9 protein-coding genes and 1 pseudogene are annotated in these 18,994 nt (G+C 65.0%); 4 read left to right on the plus strand and 6 right to left on the minus strand.

Annotation, left to right across the window (positions count from 1 at the left end; genetic code table 11):
• The first annotated feature begins 56 nt into the window (after positions 1–56).
• From J3P31_RS02880 to J3P31_RS02895, 4 genes are all read left to right on the plus strand, one after another.
• Entirely contained in the window at positions 57–1,046 is a 990-nt protein-coding gene (locus J3P31_RS02880) for a type 2 periplasmic-binding domain-containing protein (protein ID WP_210526909.1), read from the plus strand.
• Positions 1,047–2,519: 1,473 nt separating this feature from the next.
• Complete coding sequence (locus J3P31_RS02885) at positions 2,520–5,216, plus strand: S8 family serine peptidase (RefSeq protein WP_210526910.1); 2,697 nt, start codon at positions 2,520–2,522, stop codon at positions 5,214–5,216.
• Between the two features lie 12 nt (positions 5,217–5,228).
• A complete protein-coding gene (locus J3P31_RS02890) occupies positions 5,229–7,097 on the plus strand; it encodes a trypsin-like serine peptidase (RefSeq protein WP_210526911.1) in 1,869 nt (622 codons plus the stop codon).
• Positions 7,098–7,227: 130 nt separating this feature from the next.
• The gene (locus tag J3P31_RS02895; protein WP_210526912.1) at positions 7,228–10,386 is read left to right on the plus strand and encodes a thioesterase domain-containing protein; all 3,159 of its coding nucleotides are present in this window, start codon (positions 7,228–7,230) and stop codon (positions 10,384–10,386) included.
• A gap of 315 nt (positions 10,387–10,701) precedes the next feature.
• Here J3P31_RS02895 and J3P31_RS02900 read toward each other — a convergent pair whose 3' ends face one another.
• The 6 genes and pseudogenes from J3P31_RS02900 to J3P31_RS21730 form a co-directional block, all read right to left on the minus strand.
• On the minus strand, positions 10,702–11,322 hold the full coding sequence (locus tag J3P31_RS02900) for an IS110 family RNA-guided transposase (protein WP_368373017.1): 621 nt from the start codon (positions 11,320–11,322) through the stop codon (positions 10,702–10,704).
• A gap of 27 nt (positions 11,323–11,349) precedes the next feature.
• A complete protein-coding gene (locus J3P31_RS02905; protein ID WP_210526914.1) occupies positions 11,350–12,054 on the minus strand; it encodes an IS6 family transposase in 705 nt (234 codons plus the stop codon).
• Positions 12,055–12,140: 86 nt separating this feature from the next.
• Entirely contained in the window at positions 12,141–14,441 is a 2,301-nt protein-coding gene (locus J3P31_RS21725; protein WP_210526915.1) for a M10 family metallopeptidase C-terminal domain-containing protein, read from the minus strand.
• Positions 14,442–14,856: 415 nt separating this feature from the next.
• On the minus strand, positions 14,857–16,179 hold the full coding sequence (locus J3P31_RS02915; protein WP_210526916.1) for a hypothetical protein: 1,323 nt from the start codon (positions 16,177–16,179) through the stop codon (positions 14,857–14,859).
• Positions 16,180–16,258: 79 nt separating this feature from the next.
• Positions 16,259–16,737: pseudogene (locus J3P31_RS21235) on the minus strand (hypothetical protein).
• A 233-nt stretch (positions 16,738–16,970) separates the two neighbouring features.
• Positions 16,971–18,911: a calcium-binding protein gene (locus tag J3P31_RS21730; protein WP_210526917.1), complete on the minus strand. Its 1,941-nt coding sequence runs from the start codon at positions 18,909–18,911 to the stop codon at positions 16,971–16,973.
• Positions 18,912–18,994: the final 83 nt, after the last annotated feature.

The following is an 18,994-nucleotide window of genomic DNA, read 5'->3' on the forward strand; positions in this document are numbered from 1 at the left end:
CCCTCATCGGCTGGGTTTCCATCCCTGTTCGCGCGGAGGAGGCAAGCCCGATCGTAATGGGCGTGCGGATCGACACACCCCCATTCGCTTGGCGGGATGAAGCGAACGACAGCTATCTTGGCTTTCTCGTCGATCTCTGCGTGGATGCTGTGACGCGGGCGGGCTATCCGGCGACGCAGACGCCGATCACCCCCGCGGCTCGCGAGGCGTTCTTCCGCGGCGAGGGACCGGACCTAGACCTCCTCTGCGACCCAACCACGATCTCGCTCGCACGGATGCGCGACTTCGCCGCGCTGCCGGAGGAGCGCGGCCTCGAATTCACCCAGATCGTCTTCGTGGCGAATGGCGCCGTTCTTGAGCAGTCTGCCGCAACCGCCTGGGACGACTCGTGGCAAGACGGCTCCCTCAATGTGGATGGCTGCGTCCGGCCCGAGCCTGCATCCGATCAGGAAGATCCTGCCGGGGACGTTACGCCCGGGTCCGATCCTCTGCCACCAGGCGGGGATCCCGCGCCCAAGCGGTTCGGCGCAGGCTTCGTGAGGGGGACGACCGGCGGGGAGGTGCTCGCCGCCGCACTGCGCGCGGGGGCCGTGAAGGTGAGCGCCGAGACCTGCCCCGTCGAGTTCCCGACACACTGGGACGCCGGCCGGGCATTCTGCGAGGGCCATCTGAGTTTCTACTTCGGTGATCAGGATATCCTGAGGAGCGTGATCGAGATCTACCGCGACGGGCCACGCGGCTGTAAGTTCGAGGGCGCGATCGCGCCCCGTCCGCTGAGCTACGAGCCATATGCCTTCGTCGTCTCAGGGAAGACGCGCGGCTTTCGGCAGGCCTTCGTGCGTGCGCTCTATGAGGTCTTCCACCACGATACGGTCACCGGACGCTTCCATGGAAATTTCGAGGGACAGGCGATGTCCCGGTTCCTGGAGACGCTGTTCCGGATCAACCAGATCCCGGCCGGGGTCCCACTCAGCCCCGACGACCAAGCGCCGGACGCGGCAACAGTTGCTTCTGGACCCAACGACGCGCCTTCCGCAGCCCAATGAGCGGCGGAACGTCCGCGCAGCGCCGGCCCCCATGCGGCTTACACCCAGGCGCTCCGGGTTAAGCGCCTCACTCGGGGCACAGGCGAAGTAGGGCGCGCGCTGAGGTCCTACAGGACTCCGGAGGGTCTACGAATGGGGTCGTCCGACGGGCCAATGACCTGCGTCAGCCAGTCCGTCGACTGCTTGATCTGCAATTGCCGGTTCACCTGTTTCAGGCCAGCAGCCTTTGCTATGCGGCCGCCCGCATCCGCTCGGGGTCGCCCAGCGGCCGACAGGTCAGGAGGTGGAGTGCCGGCCATCCTCCACCTCGCCGACCACCATCCGCGCCTTCATGCGACTGCCGAGCGATTTGATCCGCGCAGAGTCACGTCAGTCCCGCGCGCCGACGTGTCCGCCGGGGTTACCTGAGCCCACACGTAGGGTATGTGCCGTGCGACGCCCCGAGAGGCTGGTTGGAACGAGACCCTCAATCCAGATTAGCGCATCCTGAACTAAAGGGTCGGCCCCATCGAGGATGTTCGATGGCCCGTCCGCGACCGACGCGATCTCCCGTTGGGCACGCCTTATAGTGGCCTGCCCATACGACCAGTGCGCGCCGCCCCGTTCCGTGCAGTCCCGTGTAGGCAGCCACCCGAACCGGGCCGGGCTCTCGCGCCCTGGCCGCGAGGGCCCTCACGAGCCTCTCCGACGTCCTACCCGAAGATGCTGTCGATCCTTTAGCTGATGCAGCGCCCTTCCGCCCTGCCCTTCACCGGGAATGCGATCAGGCTCGCTAGATCATGGCCAATAGAAGCGTCAGGAGACCTGTCGTCCGACCAGGCCCCGAGCCTGCCAAGGCGGCTCTAATGGATTGGGCCCCGGCCAGCGGGTTGACGTCGACGCTGGCGCTGCGATCTGAGCATCGGCTTTAGCCGGTCAGCGGCATCTCCATTACCAGAGGAGAAGCCACTCCCCCACGCCCATTAGATGACGACATCCGCAGAACTGCCCAACGAATTCAGCAGCACTCACTGCCAACCGGGACGCTTCCGGATTCGGATAATTATTGTGTGGACAGGCGTTTTTGGCTAAACTGGTCAACAAGGATGTGCCGAACGCATCCGCCTCAGCCTCGCTTGGAGAGTCAGAGCCGCTGGGCCACGTCGAAGGACGTACTCTTGGAACCGCTGCAGACGGTCTCGACGCGCAGGTAAGGATCTTGTAGAACTGTAACGTCAGGCGGGTATCTACCGGCTGATCGGCGTGAGAAAACTCGGGCCATTTGACTGCCGAGCGAATGCGGCTCTGGCGAATACAATGGCCGCTTGAGCTGACCCGCATGGCGCCTGAAACCGAAGGTCACGTTAGCGCTGAAGTAAAGAGCCGCAGCAACTTGTCCAGATTGCCAGGAGACGGATCCTGTCCCTTGATATTCTGAGATCTGCCGTCCGACTTGCTGCGCCCGCCCCCGTGACAGGCCTTCCCCCAGACCTCTTGCGGATCTCGCTTGAGTACCCGGCCACGCCGGACCTCGCGGTGGAGCGCGCGAAGCTCGAGGCGCTACTCGGCGGGACGAACTTCGATCTGCAGCCACTCGATGCGTTGCTGCCCGAGTTTCTGGTGCTGCAATTCCCGGGCGTCGAGCGGCGTATCGCGCCCGACACGCTCTACGCGGCCGCCGATGCGCTGGTCGGCCCACTGCAACTGGTTTCGGCTGTGCCTGACGTCGGCGTCACGTTCATCGCCGCTCCCGAGGACCCGGACCGGCCGGAGAGTGTCGGCGACCTGTTCCTCTCGGCCACCTGCTGGGTCTCCGAGGACACAAGCGTCGACCGCGACTGGGCGGTCAAGGCGATCCGGGCCCCGCAGGCCTGGGCAAGAAGCATGGGGACCGGCGCGGTCGTCGCTCAGCCAGATACCGGCGTCGCACTCCATCAGGAATTGAACCAAGCGCTCGACCTGTCCAAGGCCTTCAACGTGCTCGACGGCTCTGCCGACCCCGCCGACCCCTTGCAGAGCTCGATGCAGAATCCAGGGCACGGCACCTCAACGGCGAGCGTGGTCGCAAGCCGGGCGGCGGGCGGGGTGTTCGGCTCGGCTCCCGGGGCGAAGGTTGCACCTGTGCGCTGTGTCAACTCGGTCATTCTTGGCCTCGACCCGACGCCCGTTGCGAAGGCGATCGTTCACGCCGTCAGCATCAACGCCGACGTGATCTCATTGAGTCTTGGCGGCGGGTTCTACTCGCCGGCTATTGGAAAGGCACTGTCCAAGGCAGCGAATGCCGGAATCATCATCGTGGCAGCCGGTGGCAACTGCGTGCAGCCTGTCGTCGTCTATCCGGCGTCCGATCCGAACTGCATCGCGATGGCCGGGGTGAATCGATTCGACCAGCCCTGGAAGGGATCGAGCCGCGGCCGCAGGATCGACGTAAGCGCACCGGCCGAGAACGTCTACGTCGCCGTGCGTCGTCCCGACGACGACGGGGCGACCAACCGCATCAAGCCGAGCCAGGGCACCTCCTTTGCCACAGCGCTGACCGCTGGGGTGGCGGCGCTCTGGGTGTCCCACTTCGGACGTGACGCGATCCGCGGCGAGGCCATGCGGAGGGGGATCACCGTCAACGACCTCTTCCGTGCGGCTCTAAAGGCCACGGCGCGTCCGCCCACCATTGGCGCTTGGGACGCGCAAAGGTTCGGCGCCGGGATCGTCGACGCCGAGCGCCTCCTTTCGCTGCGTCTTCCTGCGATCCCGGCCGCGGCGGCGCCGGAAAGCGCATCTGGGCCAGGGGAGGACGCCATCGCGGCGGCGATCAGCAGCGCCCGGGACCAGATTGCCGCTGGCGCCGGTGACTGGAACCGAGTTGGGGCCGAGGCGATGTTCCTGCTCAATGATGCTTGGATGCGCGAGAACCGCGCAACAGGCGTGCCGATGGAAAGCGCGGCCAAGCCTCGTCCCAGTCCTGGGATGCAAGCGCGGATGCCAGCGGAAGTGGCCGCGGGCCTCGCGGCGGCTCAGGCCTCGGCGCTTCCTGAGATGGAACCCCCAACCGCAGGCCCCGCCCCCGCCCTGACCTTCGCGCGAAAGCTCGCGGCCACCAACTCCCAGGGAGCCGAGTCGAGCACAGCCATCAGCCCGTCCGAGGCGCGCGAGCGGCTCAAGGGGACCGGAAAGGATCGGCTCCTCGCCCGCGCCGCCGCGGCCTTCGACCGCGTCCCCGGAGACCAGGCGGCCCAGCGCGTCGTGATCGAGGCGGCGAGCGGCGTCATCGACAGGGTCGCCAACGACGACATCACCGGTCTCGACATCAACCAGCGCGTGGCTCTCGAGGCACTCGTGCGGATCAATGACCGCCCCGCTTATCGGGTCGTGGATGGCACGATCGCGCCGGACGATCCGCTGTTCGGCGAGTGGGGCGGGCTCCTCAGCCTGATCGTGGACCTGCCTCGCTTGTCCGCCGCGGTGGGCCGTATCGACCTCGATGGGCAGCATATCGGCACTGGCTTCCTGATTGGACCGGGCCGAGTGATGACCAATCGCCATGTGCTCGAAGCCTGCTGCGACGAGATATTCGGCCCCGGAGGATCCGAGTGGTCCTTCGGGCGTGGGGATGTAGCGATCGACTTCTCTGACGCCGCCGATGGCACGGCCCGCTTCCCCCTGACCCGGGTTCTGGACGCTGGCAGGGACCCGATCCGCAATATCGAGTTCCTCGAGCATCTCGACTTGGCGATCCTAGGCATGTCGGACGGGAGCACCGGCGTCGACGCCATCCGCAGGCCTCTGCCGCTCGCGCGCCGGATCGAGCCTCAGGCCGATGTCATGGTCATCGGCTTCCCCGCCCCGCCCGGCACGTCCGCGATGGTCGACCCGAAGACAGGACTGGTCTCCTTGGAGATCGCGAAGCGCCTGCGCCAAGTCTTCGGCACTGATTACGGGCGGAAGTACGTCAGTCCCGGCCGGATCGTCGAGCTTCCGGGCGGCCTTGCACAGGACACCCGGTTGTGGGTTGTCGCCCACGACAGCACAACCCTCGGCGGCAGCTCCGGCTCCGCAATGATCCAGATCACCGCCAACCCTGCGGTGGCCGGCCTTCACTTTTCCGGCGCCCCGCTCACGGCCAACAAGGCCCATGTCCTCGCCAAGGTTGACACGAGCCCGGAGGGGCCAATCGCCGACGCAACCTGGGTCTGACAGGGAGGCGCGATGCTTCAGGTCGAACCCCACCGGATCCCCCCGCTCGCGCGGGAGATCCGTCTTCCCCGTGCCGGGTTTACCGCAGCCTACGATGTGTTCGCAGCCAGTTGGAAATCCAAGCGGTTCATCCAGATCGCAGAGGAGGAGAACCAAAGGGAGTGGATGCGCCCGGGAAGGGCGAAGGACGAGCGCGATTTCGCGGCCGCGCTACTTCTCGCCAACGAAGCCGGCTGGCTGGTGAGCTTCGTCTTCGACAAATTCGCCGAACTCTCCGCAGGTGCTCGCCCGGTCCTGCGAGCCGAGCTGCAATCCATTGTCAACCGCACGCAGCGGTTTGTCGACGCGAAGACCGTCGAGGCGGGCACCATTGGTGCCTCGCGCCGCAGTTGCCAGATCGTCTGCATGAGTTCAGCCAACGACCACCAGGGGCTCGGCTCCGGCTTCCTCATCGGTCCGCATCTCGTGATGACCAACTACCACGTGATCAGCAGCCTGGTGAACAATGAGGTCGACCGCCCCGGGGCTCGCTTCGATTACCATCACGGCGCCTCCCCTCTCGACGGACCGGAGGTGTTCAGTTGCGTCCGAAGCTGGCTGCGCACCTCCAGCCCTGCGCCGAAGGACGCGGCGGCGTCCCCGGAGGCGCTGCGGGACGCGCTTGACTATGCCGTGATCGAGCTCGAGGGCCTGCCCGGCTACGCGCGCGGTTGGTACGACCTCACGGCGGTCCAGCCTCCGCCGGCCGAGGGTGGATTGGTGGAGGTTTGGCAGTTCCCGAGCCGCCAGCCGATGAAGGTGCTTCCCGGCAACCGGGTTCCTGCACCCGCTGGCCTTGGCTACGAGGAACTGCCAGCCGACGCAGTTCCGCCGCGTATCCACTACATGCTGAACACCCTGCCGGGCTCTTCGGGGGGCCTCGTACTCGACAATGCCACCAAGGCGCCGGTCGCGATCCACGACGCGGGCTACGACACCCCGGACGCGACCGTGCCGAACCGCGGGATCCCGCTGTCGCTTATCGCGGCCCAAGCCGCCTCCTACCTCACCCAGGCGCTGCTCGACGTTCCTCCTGACATCGGCTGGCATCCGGGACAAGGGATCCCGATCATCGGCCGCAATGCCTTGCAGCGGCTGATCTTCCGTAGCCAGCGCGGCGATGTGCGCATTCTCGCCATCGTGTCGCCGCCCGACGAGGCTGGCCACCGCGTCGGGCGCCTCGGCCGAACCTTCACACGGATCATCCTTGAAGCATGCCTGCCCGCAACTGACCACCATCTCGTCGACATCAGCGCCGCCCGGATCGATCCCGACCCATTCTTGACGGCACAGCGCCTGGTGCAGACCATCGACCCGGGGCTCGTCGCCCATCTGCCGCCGCCCTCCGGCCAGACGACGCTCGACGCCGACCTCGCTGTGCTGGTGGAGGCGACAGTGAGGACGATGATCGGCGCCGTGCTAGGCAAGACACTGTGGCTGATGATCGACGACATCGACGCCCAACCGATCGGCACCCAGTGGGGCGCCGCTAGCTTCCTGATCGCGCTCTACCGGCGGGCGGCGCTGGAACCGCGGCTGCGCATCGTGCTTGTCGGCCTCCCACGCGAACTTGAGGGCCTCGCCGACCTCAAGGAAGCTGGCGTCCTGCTCATGGAGCGGCTCGACCAACCGCCGAACGAAGCTGAGCTCATCGCCTGGGTGCAGGCCCACCTCGGCAACCGTGAATGGCCGTCCCAGATAGGCCCACGGCTTGGACGTCTCATCACCTACGTGGCCACCGAGCGGAGCGGGCCGAAAACGTCGCACCTGACCGAGGAGATCGCAAGGCTGCTCGCCCAGCACGCCCGCCGCGCGTTCCGGGGGGAGAACGGCGGTGGATGACCTTCGCGGGAGGCTGATTGCACACGCCGCCCTGAGTGGGCCCTTCAGGCCAGCGCGCTTCAGATATCGCGACCGGTCCGAGCGTCGGTCCCGGCGCCAGGTTGGCGCCGCAGGCGGCAGAGCAACCGTCGTGAGCGACACGGAATGGTCCAGCGCTCTCGCCGAACTGGCGCCGCTGTGCGAGGAAGTGACGGCGAACGGGGCGCAGATGTGGATGATGCGCAGCGCCGAGCGCGGGCGGGAACTTGCTGCGTTGGCCGAACGCCCAGAGTTCGTCGCCCGGCTCTACCGGCAACGCCCGCCGCTGCGCCACGACGTCTTCGCGACGATACTGCAGCGCTGCCTGAGTTCGGGGCCGCTGCCAGTCGTTCAGGAGGTGTCCGCGGCGGACCTGCGCGAGGCGATCAGCGCAGCCATCTTTGCCGGGAGCATGGTCCTTGATCCCCGGCGCGATGCGATCAAGGCCTTCGAGCAGGCCCTTTATCGCCGCGTTGCTGCGGAATCGCAGGCGGCGCGCATGAAAGCGGTGTTGCCTCGCCCGCTCGTCGGCCGGGTCGAGGAACGGACGGCCCTGTTGGACTTCCTCCGGCACGGGCTGGTAAGAGCGCCTTTTCAGCAGATCGGCGACCCCGTTGACGGACGCCTGCTGCTGACGGGATCGCCCGGCATCGGCAAGTCGGCCTTCCTTGCCGACGTCCTGCAGACGCTCCGGAGCGATACGCCGAAGACCTACGCTGTCCACTTCGACTTCGACCAACTCACCCTGATGCGGGGCAGCGTCGTCGCATGGGCCGAGGAACTCACCCGTCAGATCGGATCGCAATGGGCCGACGCCGAACCTCTCCTATCCCGCGTGCGCGCGGAGCACTCCCGCCGCCGCCTCGGTCGGAGTGCCGCCTCGGTGGCGTCTTCGGCAGAGTCGGATGCGGCCGCCTTGGTCGAGGATGCGTGGAAGGCACTCTCGGGTATTCCCTTGGGGCCGATCGCCATCGTTGCCGATACGATCGAGGAGATCACGGCGCGCGACAGCCTCGAGCAGTTCGAGCACGCGCCTCAGGACACGCGTTTCAGCCAGCTTCTGGACTGGGTCCGGGCGCTGCGGGACATCTCGGTTCCGCCAGCCGGTCCCTTCTCTGCCGTGCGCCTGCTGGCCTCGGGCCGGACCGCCCCCCCGGTCGACCGCGCGACGCTCGCCCAATGGTTTGCCGCCGTACTCGACCTTCCGGATCTCGACGACGACGCGGCAGACGCGATGCTCACCGGCCGCGATGCCAGCCTCGAGGCCAGGAGCCGGGCGCGCATCATCGCGGCAGTGGGAGGACATCCCCTCCACTTGCTCATGGTGCAGCAGCACATCACGGGCTTGAGGCCGACGGACCGGGCTGCCCTCCTCGCCGAGTTGGAGGTGGAAGGGCTGCGAGGCGCGCTGCCGGAAACGGTGACCAGAACCCTCTATTCCCGTTTCATCGATCGCCTCCGCATCAGGGATCTGCCCGCCGGCCTCAAGGACGACGACATCCGCAAGCTCGCTCGGTCCGGGCTACTGCTTCGCGAGGTGACCGAACCACTGCTCGCCGAGGTGGTGGGCCTCGCAGCCAAGGTTGCGCTGTCAGGACCGGGGCTGGCAAAGGCGGCGCTGACGGCGCTGCGCGAGCAGGTGTGGCTGGTGGTGCCCGGCGAGCGCGGCAGCATTCGTCATCGGCCGGACGTGCGCCGCGTCATGTTGCCGATGGTGCTGAGCCGCCGAGACCCCGCAATACGCGCTTTGCTCGATGCCGCGGTGGCCTGGTTCGAGGATCGCCCCCTTGAGGTAGGCGCCATAGAGGAGGCAGGCTACCTGCGTGCCTTGCGCGGGGACCCTGAAGATGTTGCCGTTCTTGGCGATCCGTCCCGCGCGGCCTCGGTGCTTTCGCTTGCCGGCGGTGACTTGGCGGTTATGCCACTCGTCTCCCAGGCGATTCTGAAGTTCACCGCGCGGCCGGCCGAGCCGCTATCGGCAGCAGAACTCGCCGCTCTGCCGGAGCCGCGGCGGGTCGAGGCGCTCGCGCGTCAGGAGAGCGCGGCGCTGCGATCATTCGGCGGAACGAAGGCCCGACCGGGCGTGCAGGCGGCACCCGTTAGCCTGCCGGTGGACCAGCCCGGGCGGTCGAAGGAGCCCACGCGCATTCCCATCGCCTTTGAATGGTCGAACGTATCGAGCGATGCTTATGACGTGCTCAACAACCGCACCCTCCACGACGCGGTCGAGGTCGCCTTTCTCGAATCCGACTTCGGGCGCGTGGCAGAGCTCGGCTGGACGGCCATCCGCCATGTCTCGCGCTGGCCGGACCTGACCCGCCCGCTCAGTCTCAGCACACCCTTCGAGATGACCTGGCTTTGGCGCAGCATGCTCGCCTTCGCAGTGCGCCCGCCGTCATTTCACGAGGCCATGGAGACGCCGTTGATCACCGAGCTGCTCGCGGAGGAAAAGAAGCTTGAAGACCCTGACCATGACGTGCGCGCTTCGGCGCCGGATGAACCCTTCTTCTATGAAGCCAGATTCGATCTCCTTCCGCTCCTTCATCTGGCCAGCATCCCGCGCGAGTTGCGCCATGTGTCCGTTCCGCCCTGGCGCTCCTATGCGCGCCTGAATGACCTTCGCGAGCTGCGCCTCGCTGCGTCGATCCCGGGTCTGCGCCACGCGCTCGCCCACGAGCGCTTCGTTGCCGTCGGCGTGCCCAGTGCGCTGCCCTTGCTTGCCGAGCCACTCGTGGATCCTGTGGTCCGTAAGATCACTTCCGGTGCCGGAACCAACCTGCCTGCGATAGTGGAGCTCGTCCTAAGCGCCCCGTCCAATCCTCACCTTCTTGATGAGCTCTCCGACAGGCTGGACGACGTCTTCGATGTCAGGGATGTCCAAGTGTCGGTCTCGGTGAACCACGACGACCCCGTGGGCCGCCGGTCTCTCGCCGCCATGTTGCGCGGTACGACGCCTGAACTGCACGCCACGATCGTCGCGAGCCTCCTCCGCCTGCCTCCAACCGCCGTTATCGACACCGTCGAGGAGATCTCCCGGTCAGCGCGTTTCTGGCCGTCGGCATTGTCGCAGCTGGTGAGCACATCCAGCGAACTCGGCGGCCGCTCCCGCGCTCCCGTCCTCCGTCGCCTGGTTCGCTGGCTGGACCTTTGCAGACTGCTCGACGGTTTCCTCGCGGACCTTGCCGCCCGGATGCCGGCGCCCGAGGTTTCCGCGCAAATTGATCTTCTGCGCACGCTAGACCGTCTGTGGCAGTTGGAGCCAGGCATGTAGTTCCGGGAGTGCTGTCAGACGAATGCGAACTCGTCTTCGCTAATCGGGTTGCATGCGGCAAGTCCTTTGGACGGGAACACCACTTGGCGGATACTCGACCGGGCAGGCTTCACTCTTCGCTCCGTGGTCGGCGCCAGGGCCGCCACATGATGGGGCCAGACAGGGTCGGTGCATCAATCTCAGAGCTTGCGTGCTTTCTCCTGAGGATCGGGAAGCGACGACGAGTTCGACGATGTCACCGGGCCCTGCGTCCTGCCGGACGCATCCGCCGCGGCGGATCCTTGTTGGTCGGTAGCGTCTCTCCTCCTTGCTGCCTCAGGCTACAGAAAGCCTGCTGATCTCCTCGCGGCGGGCGCAGAACTCGGTGCCATCCACCCAGATGCGGTGCAGGATCACCGCCAGGCGGCGGGCCACCGCGACCTGAGCGCGCCGGGCGCCACGGCGCTGGGCTATCTGCACGCCCCAGCGCTTGAGCCAACTCCATCGCTGCACCCGGGCCAGCAGCACCATGGCGGCCTCGCAAAGGAGCGAGCGCGCCATCCGGTCCCCGCATCGGGTGATGTGCCCGTGCCGGTCGACCTCACCCGAGGCGTACTTGCGCGGGGTGAGCCCGAAGTGGGCGCCGAGGTGCGAGGACTTCCGGAACCGGCTGGGGTCCTCCACGGCGGTGCGGTAGGCCAGAGCCGTCAGCGGGCCGACACCCGGCACGCTCATCAGCCGCCGGCAGACCGGATCCGCCTTCGTAGTTGCTAGAACCAGTCGGTGCAGCTCCTCGATGCGCTCCACCACCTCCTGCCTCATGCGCAGAACCGCACGGACCGTCTGCTCCAGGACGCCCTCGCCCTCCACCAGCTCGAGCACACGATCGCCGAGGCGACCCACAGCCACCCGGCCTACCTTGCGGCCAAAGGGTGGTGTCAGACGGATGCGAACCAGTCTCTGTTTGGCTAGATGCGTCCGACCTCAGTCGGCGCAGAGCTGCCGCCACTCGGCGAGAGCGGCGGTACGTGCCTGCTTGTAGACGCTGCGTTTTGAGAGGCTCCGATCCGAACTGAAGTGGTTGCAAACTGAGGAATGGACCGCGGCGAACTTTTGTAAGGTATGCATCCTGCGGAACCGGAGCATCGCCCGCTCGCGTCGTCGGAACGGCTGGTGGGAGTTCTCGACCCGGTTGTTCTCCCAGCGACCGGTGACCTGCTTGTCCTCGGCTCCGACCTCCTTGAGAGCGGCGCCGTAGGAGCGCAGCCCATCTGTCACCAGCTCTTCGGCTCGGCCATGCCGCTTCATCAGCTTTCGCAGGAACTTTAGCGCTGCCTTCTTGTCCCGCCGATTGGAGACGAAGGCATCCAGCACCTCGCCTTCGTGGTCCACCGCACGCCAGAGATAGTGCTGGACGCCGTTGATCCTCACGAATACCTCGTCCAAGTGCCAGCGCCAACGCGAAGCTCTGAGGCCATCCACCCTCTTCCGCCGGATCTCGGCCGCGAACATCGGGCCGAACCGGTTCCACCAATGACGCACCGTCTCGTGGCTCACCTCGATGCCGCGCTCGTGGAGCAGGTCCTCCACGTTTCGGAGCGACAGAGGAAACCGGACGTACATCATCACAGCCAGCCGAATGATCTCAGGGCTAGTGCGGAAGTAGCGAAAGGGACTGCGCTTGGTCATCCACAGAAACTACGCAGACCCCCTGCCCCGCTCAAGCCGCATCCCCCTGACACTGCCCTCAGAGCCATTCTGCGCCCGCCTGTGACTCAGAGCCAGACATCGCCCCGGTCAAGGGCGCTGACCCCCTTGAGGTAGATCGCGAAGTCAGCCGCATTGTCGCCGGTCACGTCGGCGCGAAGGACCACGCCGTTCCCGCGCTCCTCCCACCAGACGGAATGTGCCGCCGCCGTTCGCCCCGACCAGGCGAAGACGTCGTTGCTCCCAACGTCGAGCCGGGCATCGAGGGGCCTGAGGTCGATCCGGTCAATGCCACGGGTGAACTCGTGCAGGACGTCGCGGGTCGGGCCCGGGCGGCTGTCGAAGCGGTCCTCGAACACGAAGACATCCTGATCCCTGTCCTTGCCGCCGAAGAGGTGATCGAGACCACCGTCGCCGACGAGGCGGTCCCGGCCGTCGCCCCCGCGCAGGACGTCATCCCCTCGTCCCCCGTAGAGCGTGTCGTTGCCGTTGCCCCCGTAAACGATGTCGTCACCACCATTCGCCTCGACCGTGTCGCTCCCGCCCCGACCGAAGAGGAGCTCATCATGGGCGCCGATATCGCCCCGGAAGCCGTCGGGTTTATCGGTTCCCGCGAACATATGGGTGTGCCGGCCCGCCTCGAAGGTCGTCTGCGTGAGGACGCGAGGCAGCGGATCCGCTTCCAGGAGATCTCGAAGGTGCTTGGCGTAGAGCGACATGTTATGCTCGCCGATGTTGAGCGGGACGTTGTCCCACGCGGTCGCGATGTCGTCCACGGGAACGGTGATCCGCTCCCCCGATTTGTGGAAGCCCGCGAGCCAGCCCAATTCGCCGGCGGTGGCCACGATGTCCTGGCTGTGCTCGACATGGAGCACCCGGTTGTCCTTGGTGGCCGTGCTGTTGGCGCCGGGCGAGCCGAAGGTGATGGCCCGGTAGGTCGCCCCCAGATAGTTGTCGGGGAACTCATCCATGAACAGCTGGGCGATGATGCCGCCCAGGCTGTGGCCGGCGAACACAACCCGGTCGATGTCGGTCTCCCCCAGCATGGTCTTGATGCCGCGCAGCAGACCGTCGAAGGCCGGCCAGTGGAAGTCGTCCACCTGCGGTCCCCACCCGGTGATCGCGTCCTTTGTCAGTCCCCCCACCGAGTCGGTGTTCGTCCCACGGATCGCCACCATAAGGGTGTGGTGGCCGTTGACCATGGCTTGGCCGACATGGGCCACGGCGGTTCCGTCCTTGTCGGCATAGACCCCATTCTCGAACGTCCAGGCGATGGGGGAGGGATCGGCCCCGTCGCTCCGCCGGCCCAGACCCATCTCATTGGCATGCACGGGCGTCCACAGCGTCCCGCCGGGCAGGAACTTGTCCTTGTAGGCCCCCTCCGCCGCCAGGGCGGATTCCATCAGGAGGTTCACCGTCCGGTTGGATTCTGCGAAGTTCTTCTCGAACCTCACGAGCTCCATGTCGCGGACCCGATCCACCTCTTTGCCTCCGTCACGGGTGATCTCGGTCCAGCCGCCCTCGGCGTCCTTGAACGTCCAGTCGGACCGGCGGCCCTCGAGATGGTAGATGTCACGGTCGGCCTCGGTCCCGCCTGTGCCCTTGGTGCCTCCGTCCAGGGTGTCGTTGCCGGCCTCTCCCCAGAAGGTGTCGTTACCCGCACCCCCGTTCAGGGTGTCGTTGCCGTCCCCACCGTGAAGGGCATCGTGGCTTCCCCCGCCGTGGAGGAAGTCGTTGCCTTTCCCGCCGTCGATCCCGTCGGGCTGCTTGCCGCCATTGATCCTGTCGTGTCCCTGGCCGGCCGAGAAGTTTCCTGACCCCCAGGTCCGCGAGGTCCCGGGGATCCGCATCGCGTCCGGCAGTGTGACCACGTCGTTTCCGTCCAGGGCGTGGAAGAGATCGGCCCCGCTGCTGACCGAATCTCTTTGGCTGGGGGTCAGGCTGTTGAAGTTGACCCGGTCTCCTCCCTCGGTGAACAGGGGATCAGAGAGAAGCTCGATGGCAACCCAGTCGTAATCCTTCCAGGCTAGGTCCCATCCGGGGTTGCCGCCATACGTGTCGAGGCGGGTGGTGAGCATCGGCTCGTTGCCGAAGTCGGCGGGCAGCTCGTAGGTGTAGCTCTCGTACTCGGCAATATAGTAGTGAAGCCGCACCTCCCTGCCTACGCCGACTGTCTCTGGGACCCCTGCGTCGGAATTGCGGAACCGCCATGTCCCGAAGGGATTGACCTCCCAGCCGGGATCATAGCCCACCGACCACTCCTTTCCCAAGAACGTTTGCTTGGTATGGTCGAGGAACGGATATTCCCCTGTGTTCGGATCAAGCTGGCTGTGATGCCGGATATCGAACTTCACGTAAACGGTAACCATCCAAACCCCTCAAGCTGCTCCACGGCAGGCGGACGGATCCTCGATCTAGGAAACGTAACTTGCCATCCCCTGCATGCCCCTTGAGGTTACCCGGCCGTAGTTTCCGAGCAAGAAACAAAACTGAGGATCACTAGGCCGTGAGCCAGCCTGGCGTGCCAAGATCTGGTTTCTGACGCCGGCAGTTGCTGGCTTGGCTTTTCCACACACCGGGCGCTGGCTGAAGCCTTTTGCCAGGATTGCTTCGATATACCAACGAAAGCCGTTCTTTTCCGATTCTGCCCGCGAGTGCGACCCTGAGCAGGCGATCTGCGGCACAAGCCTCTGTCATGCCGTGACAGCCATGACCCGCATTCCCGTCGAGGAGAGAGGACGCGGCACACTCATCGTATGAACACAGCTGTAGTACGAAGCAGCCTCACGGTTTGCAGGCATTCGCCGGCTGGTTAACGCATTGAGTTGCGTGGCAGGCGAGGTTGGACGAGCACGTCTCGCGGCACTCGGTGGCGGACTCGAACCAACGCTCGTGACCCTGACATGGACAATACGCGCCAAGTTTATCACTGGCACATGGCAGGTATGTCGCGCAGGTCCCGCAATTGTTCGAGCCTCGGCATTGGGCACACTCACATCGTGTCGGACTGGGGTTGTAACACAGGCTGTTGCAGGCGCTTACTCGATCCATCTCGCGCCAAGCCGTATCTGGGACCGGTGGCGTCTTGAAACCGACGATGTGATCCCAGCCGAGGGTGTGGAGCATTTCATGAAAGAGGATCGACTCGCGGCCCTTCGGGGTCGCGACGTTCCAATCAGCCAGGTCGATGTAAATGACGATCGGGCGCTGCGGATCGATGGCTGCGTCGTACTGGATGCCAGCCTTCCGATTCGGATTCATGTTCTCGCAAACCACTCGGAACTCCCGGCTCGCCACCGTGTGGGCAAGCGAGGCGGCCTCAGCATACATTGCGGACGACCGTAGGCAGCTTCCGCCGTTTGCAGCTGCGTCGACCAGCCTGCTCATCACCTCTGTCGTAAGACTGGACGGGCAAGGGACCGGGTTGACGAGCTGGATGTTGATGATCTCGAGAGGATCTGGCCATGAGGTGTGGCCCGCCTCGATGATCGAGGATGCGCTGTATTGGCTCACCACGCTGAGCGTCCCCGCACCCTCCTCCAGAGTGACTTGCATGGTGCCATCGTCGGGAAAGATGTAGGTGCGGCGCGTCGCCAAGACCTGCGCTGCCGGGTCGTATTCCGATATGCTGATCGTTGATCGCTCGCGTCGCGGGGCAATGAGGCTTCCTATGACGGCGGGTGACGTGACCTCGCGATCGATCCTGGCGCGCCACTCGTCGAAGCCATCCTGGTCGGCGTCGAGCCTGCCAGTCGAGAAGGAGCGTGCTGGTCCGGGCCAAGCCGTGGGGAGCGCCACGTGGTCCCACGCAACGACCGTCTGTCCTCCGAGCTTGACCTCCTCCTTGGTCAGGACAGGCACTCTCGGAAACAGGAGATTGAACGAACGCTGATACCGCATACAGCCGCCAGGACTCAGCGCCACGTCCGGGTCCCCGTTCGCGACGGCGACCCTGGCGGCGATCAGCGATGCTGACGTCGGGAGGTCCTGCGAGCACTGCGCCGATGCCAGTCCGGCGAACGTCCCCAAGATGAAAACGAGTAGAATGAAGGTGAGCGTGCCGGAGCACGGACCATCTGGTGGGTGATCATCGTCACGAGTGGCCATGACCGAGACCCGAACACCGCTTCGCCGTTCAGCCAGCGATCCTTTCGAGTTTGCGCCCATCTCCGAAACTCGTCAACTACTAGCTGCGATGAGGCACGTCCCAGAGCTTACTGTGCCAGATGCATCCAGAGGCCGTCTTGTCTGGAACCTGCTGCTCATCAATGCCGGCGGTGCGGGCCTGCGTGTAGGTGTCTCGGCTAGGGAGGATCCGATCGGCGTCGAAGTAGGTGTGCCCCGAGGAGGGGACGGCAGCGAACTTCTGTAAGCTTTGCATGCATCGAAACCGCAGCATGGCCCGCTCCCGTCGTCGGAAAAGTGCCAGCGCCAACGAGAGGAGCGCAGGCCGGCAACCCGCCTCTTCCGGATCTCGGCCGCGAACATGGGCCCAAACCTCAGCCCCCAGAACCGCACCGTCTCGTGGCTGACCTCGATGCCGCGCTCATGGAGAAGACCCTCGACATTGCGTAACGAGAGGGGGAACCGGACACACATCATCACGGCCAGCCGGATCACCTCGGGGCTGGTGCGCAAGTAGCGAAAGGGGCTGCGCTTGGTCATCCGGCGAGGCTAGGCCGACCCCCTGCCGCGCTCAAGCCGGATCGCTTTGACAGGGCCACAAGGACGCCTGCGCTTACGGCGGGCGGCTCCAGCCGCCCCCCGTCCCAATTACCGGGACGGGAACAGCCAAAACACGCCCGTTCGCGTCCAAAGAAGCAGGACATATCCACATTCTAGCCAGGGGCAGGTGCCTGGGGCAGAAGCAGACGCACAGCCTGCTCCTCTCTCCTGCATTAGACCAAGGTTAGGTCGTTGCGGCTGAGGCTGGCCCCGTCCTGAAGGTCGGCCACCAGCGTGAGCCCGCCCGCAAGGCTGCCGTTCTGGTCGAACCAGAGCTTGGTGGCGTCCTGCTCCCAGATGAACCGCACATCCCGCTCGGCCGTCCCGCGCAGGACGTTGTCGTCGGCCATCTGGAACTGGGACGCGAGCACCTGTGCGCCCGCCTTGAGCCCGCCTCCGAACGCTGCCGCGCGGATTTCCAGCCGGTCGTTGTCGCCTGAGATGTTGTGGAAGTCGGAGAGGACGTCCCCGGCCTCCGCCCGGCTTGCAAACACAAACACGTCGTTGCCCAAGCCCCCCGTCAGGCGGTCTACGCCTGCGCCACCATTCAGCACATCCTTCCCCTCCGCGCCGAAGATGACGTCGTCACCTGCCAGCCCGGACAGCGAGTTGGCCCCCTTGCTCCCAGTCAGGTTGTTCGCCAGACCATTGCCCGTTCCGTGAAAGGCCGACGAGCCTATCAGAACGAGATTCTCCACTTGGGCCGCCAGAGCCGTAACGTCGGTAGTGGATCGGATCTGATCCGTCCCGCCCGCCGCCTTCTCGATAACTGTGTCGCCTGGCTCACTCATGATGTAGGTGTCGTTACCTGCACCTCCCTCCAGGCGATCTGCACCTGGACCGCCGTTCAGCGTGTCATTTCCCGCCCAGCCCAGGAGCGTGTCATCCCCGCCCAGCCCTGAGAGCATGTTGTCGCCCCCGTTTCCGCTCAGACGGTTCCCAAGTTCGTTGCCAGTGCCGGTGAGGTTACCTGAGCCCGTGAGTTCGAGGCTCTCAGTTTCAGTTCCTAGCGTCCAATCCGAGGTCGACCGGACAAGGTCAGCGGTGCCACCGCCCACGGCTTCCTTCAGTACATCACCGCTTTGGACCACGTAGGTATCGTTACCAGCACCCCCTTCAATTACATCTGCGCCCGCGCCACCATCGAGCGTATCATTTCCATCCCCGCCCAGAAGCGTGTCGTCTCCATTGCCACCTGTCAGGAGGTCCCTACCCGAACCTCCGTCCAAGGTGTCGTTCCCTTCGCCACCCGAAGCGGTGTCGTTGTCCCGCCCGCCAGAAAGAACGTCGTCGTCGCCGAGTCCGTCCAAGTAGTCTCCTCCCGCACCTCCGAAGAAAGTATCAGCACTGTCGCTGCCGATTAGTCTCTCTCTTACTTTAATTACGGGGGTATCGGCGTGAGGAGCAGTTAGGAAAGGAGCATATTCGATGACGCTCGCGCGGCCCAACGAGTCGTTGCGGTCCAGAATAACTTGATCGATGTACTCAGACGAGTTGGTGCCGAAGTAGTTCTCAACTGCCCGGATCGCCGCCGAACTATAGCCGTCCTCCAACTCCAGAGCAGTTCCACCCGCAACATCAAAGGTGTTATGAACCACCGCCACCCGGTCTGCCCCGCCGTAGGCAGCCCACACCCTGACACTCGTGTCGATGAAGGCATTATTCTCAATAACGACTTCTGGCCGATCCGTGCCAATGCTTAGTGCTTCGCAGTTATTGAAGATGTTACCTTTGAAGCCGCTGGCAGAGGTCGGATACCAAATGTAGAAACCTTCGGTCCAGTTGAAATTTGAGTTGGAGACTTGAAAACTCCCGTAACTGGCATTACCAGTCGGCGGAAGAAAACTGCCCCCGTTGAAAATCGCGCCTTCAATATCCATCCGCCCTGGCGGATTATGAGATGATCCGAACGTTAGGTGGGCATTGTTGAAAACGACATTACTGCCCGTCGTCCCATTAACATCGAGATTACCCCAGACTTGGATGCCCCCACCGTTGACGGTCACACCATCCTCAATGGTCAAAGTGACACCTGGCGCGATTTGCACATCATTCTGCAAACTTATTGTAGTGCCGGCTGCCCAAGTCGTGTTCGTTGTGATTATCGTCGGCATCTCGCCTTCCGCCTGTATTGAAACCGCTTCCAGCCCGGAAAGGCACTCAATATCGTGGCGGTAGTGTGGCAGATGAAGGGCGG

The sequence above is a fragment of the Rubellimicrobium arenae genome, assembly GCF_017916275.1.
Lineage (GTDB): Bacteria > Pseudomonadota > Alphaproteobacteria > Rhodobacterales > Rhodobacteraceae > Rubellimicrobium > Rubellimicrobium arenae.

What these genes read in the sequence shown, in the direction of transcription:
- J3P31_RS02905 (WP_210526914.1), bottom strand. Translation starts at nt 12,054, where the DNA reads ATGACCAAGCGCAGTCCCTTTCGCTACTTCCGCACTAGCCCTGAGATC.
- J3P31_RS02880 (WP_210526909.1), top strand. Translation starts at nt 57, where the DNA reads ATGGGCGTGCGGATCGACACACCCCCATTCGCTTGGCGGGATGAAGCG.
- J3P31_RS21730 (WP_210526917.1), bottom strand. Translation starts at nt 18,911, where the DNA reads ATGCCGACGATAATCACAACGAACACGACTTGGGCAGCCGGCACTACA.
- J3P31_RS21725 (WP_210526915.1), bottom strand. Translation starts at nt 14,441, where the DNA reads ATGGTTACCGTTTACGTGAAGTTCGATATCCGGCATCACAGCCAGCTT.
- J3P31_RS02915 (WP_210526916.1), bottom strand. Translation starts at nt 16,179, where the DNA reads ATGGCCACTCGTGACGATGATCACCCACCAGATGGTCCGTGCTCCGGC.
- J3P31_RS02890 (WP_210526911.1), top strand. Translation starts at nt 5,229, where the DNA reads ATGCTTCAGGTCGAACCCCACCGGATCCCCCCGCTCGCGCGGGAGATC.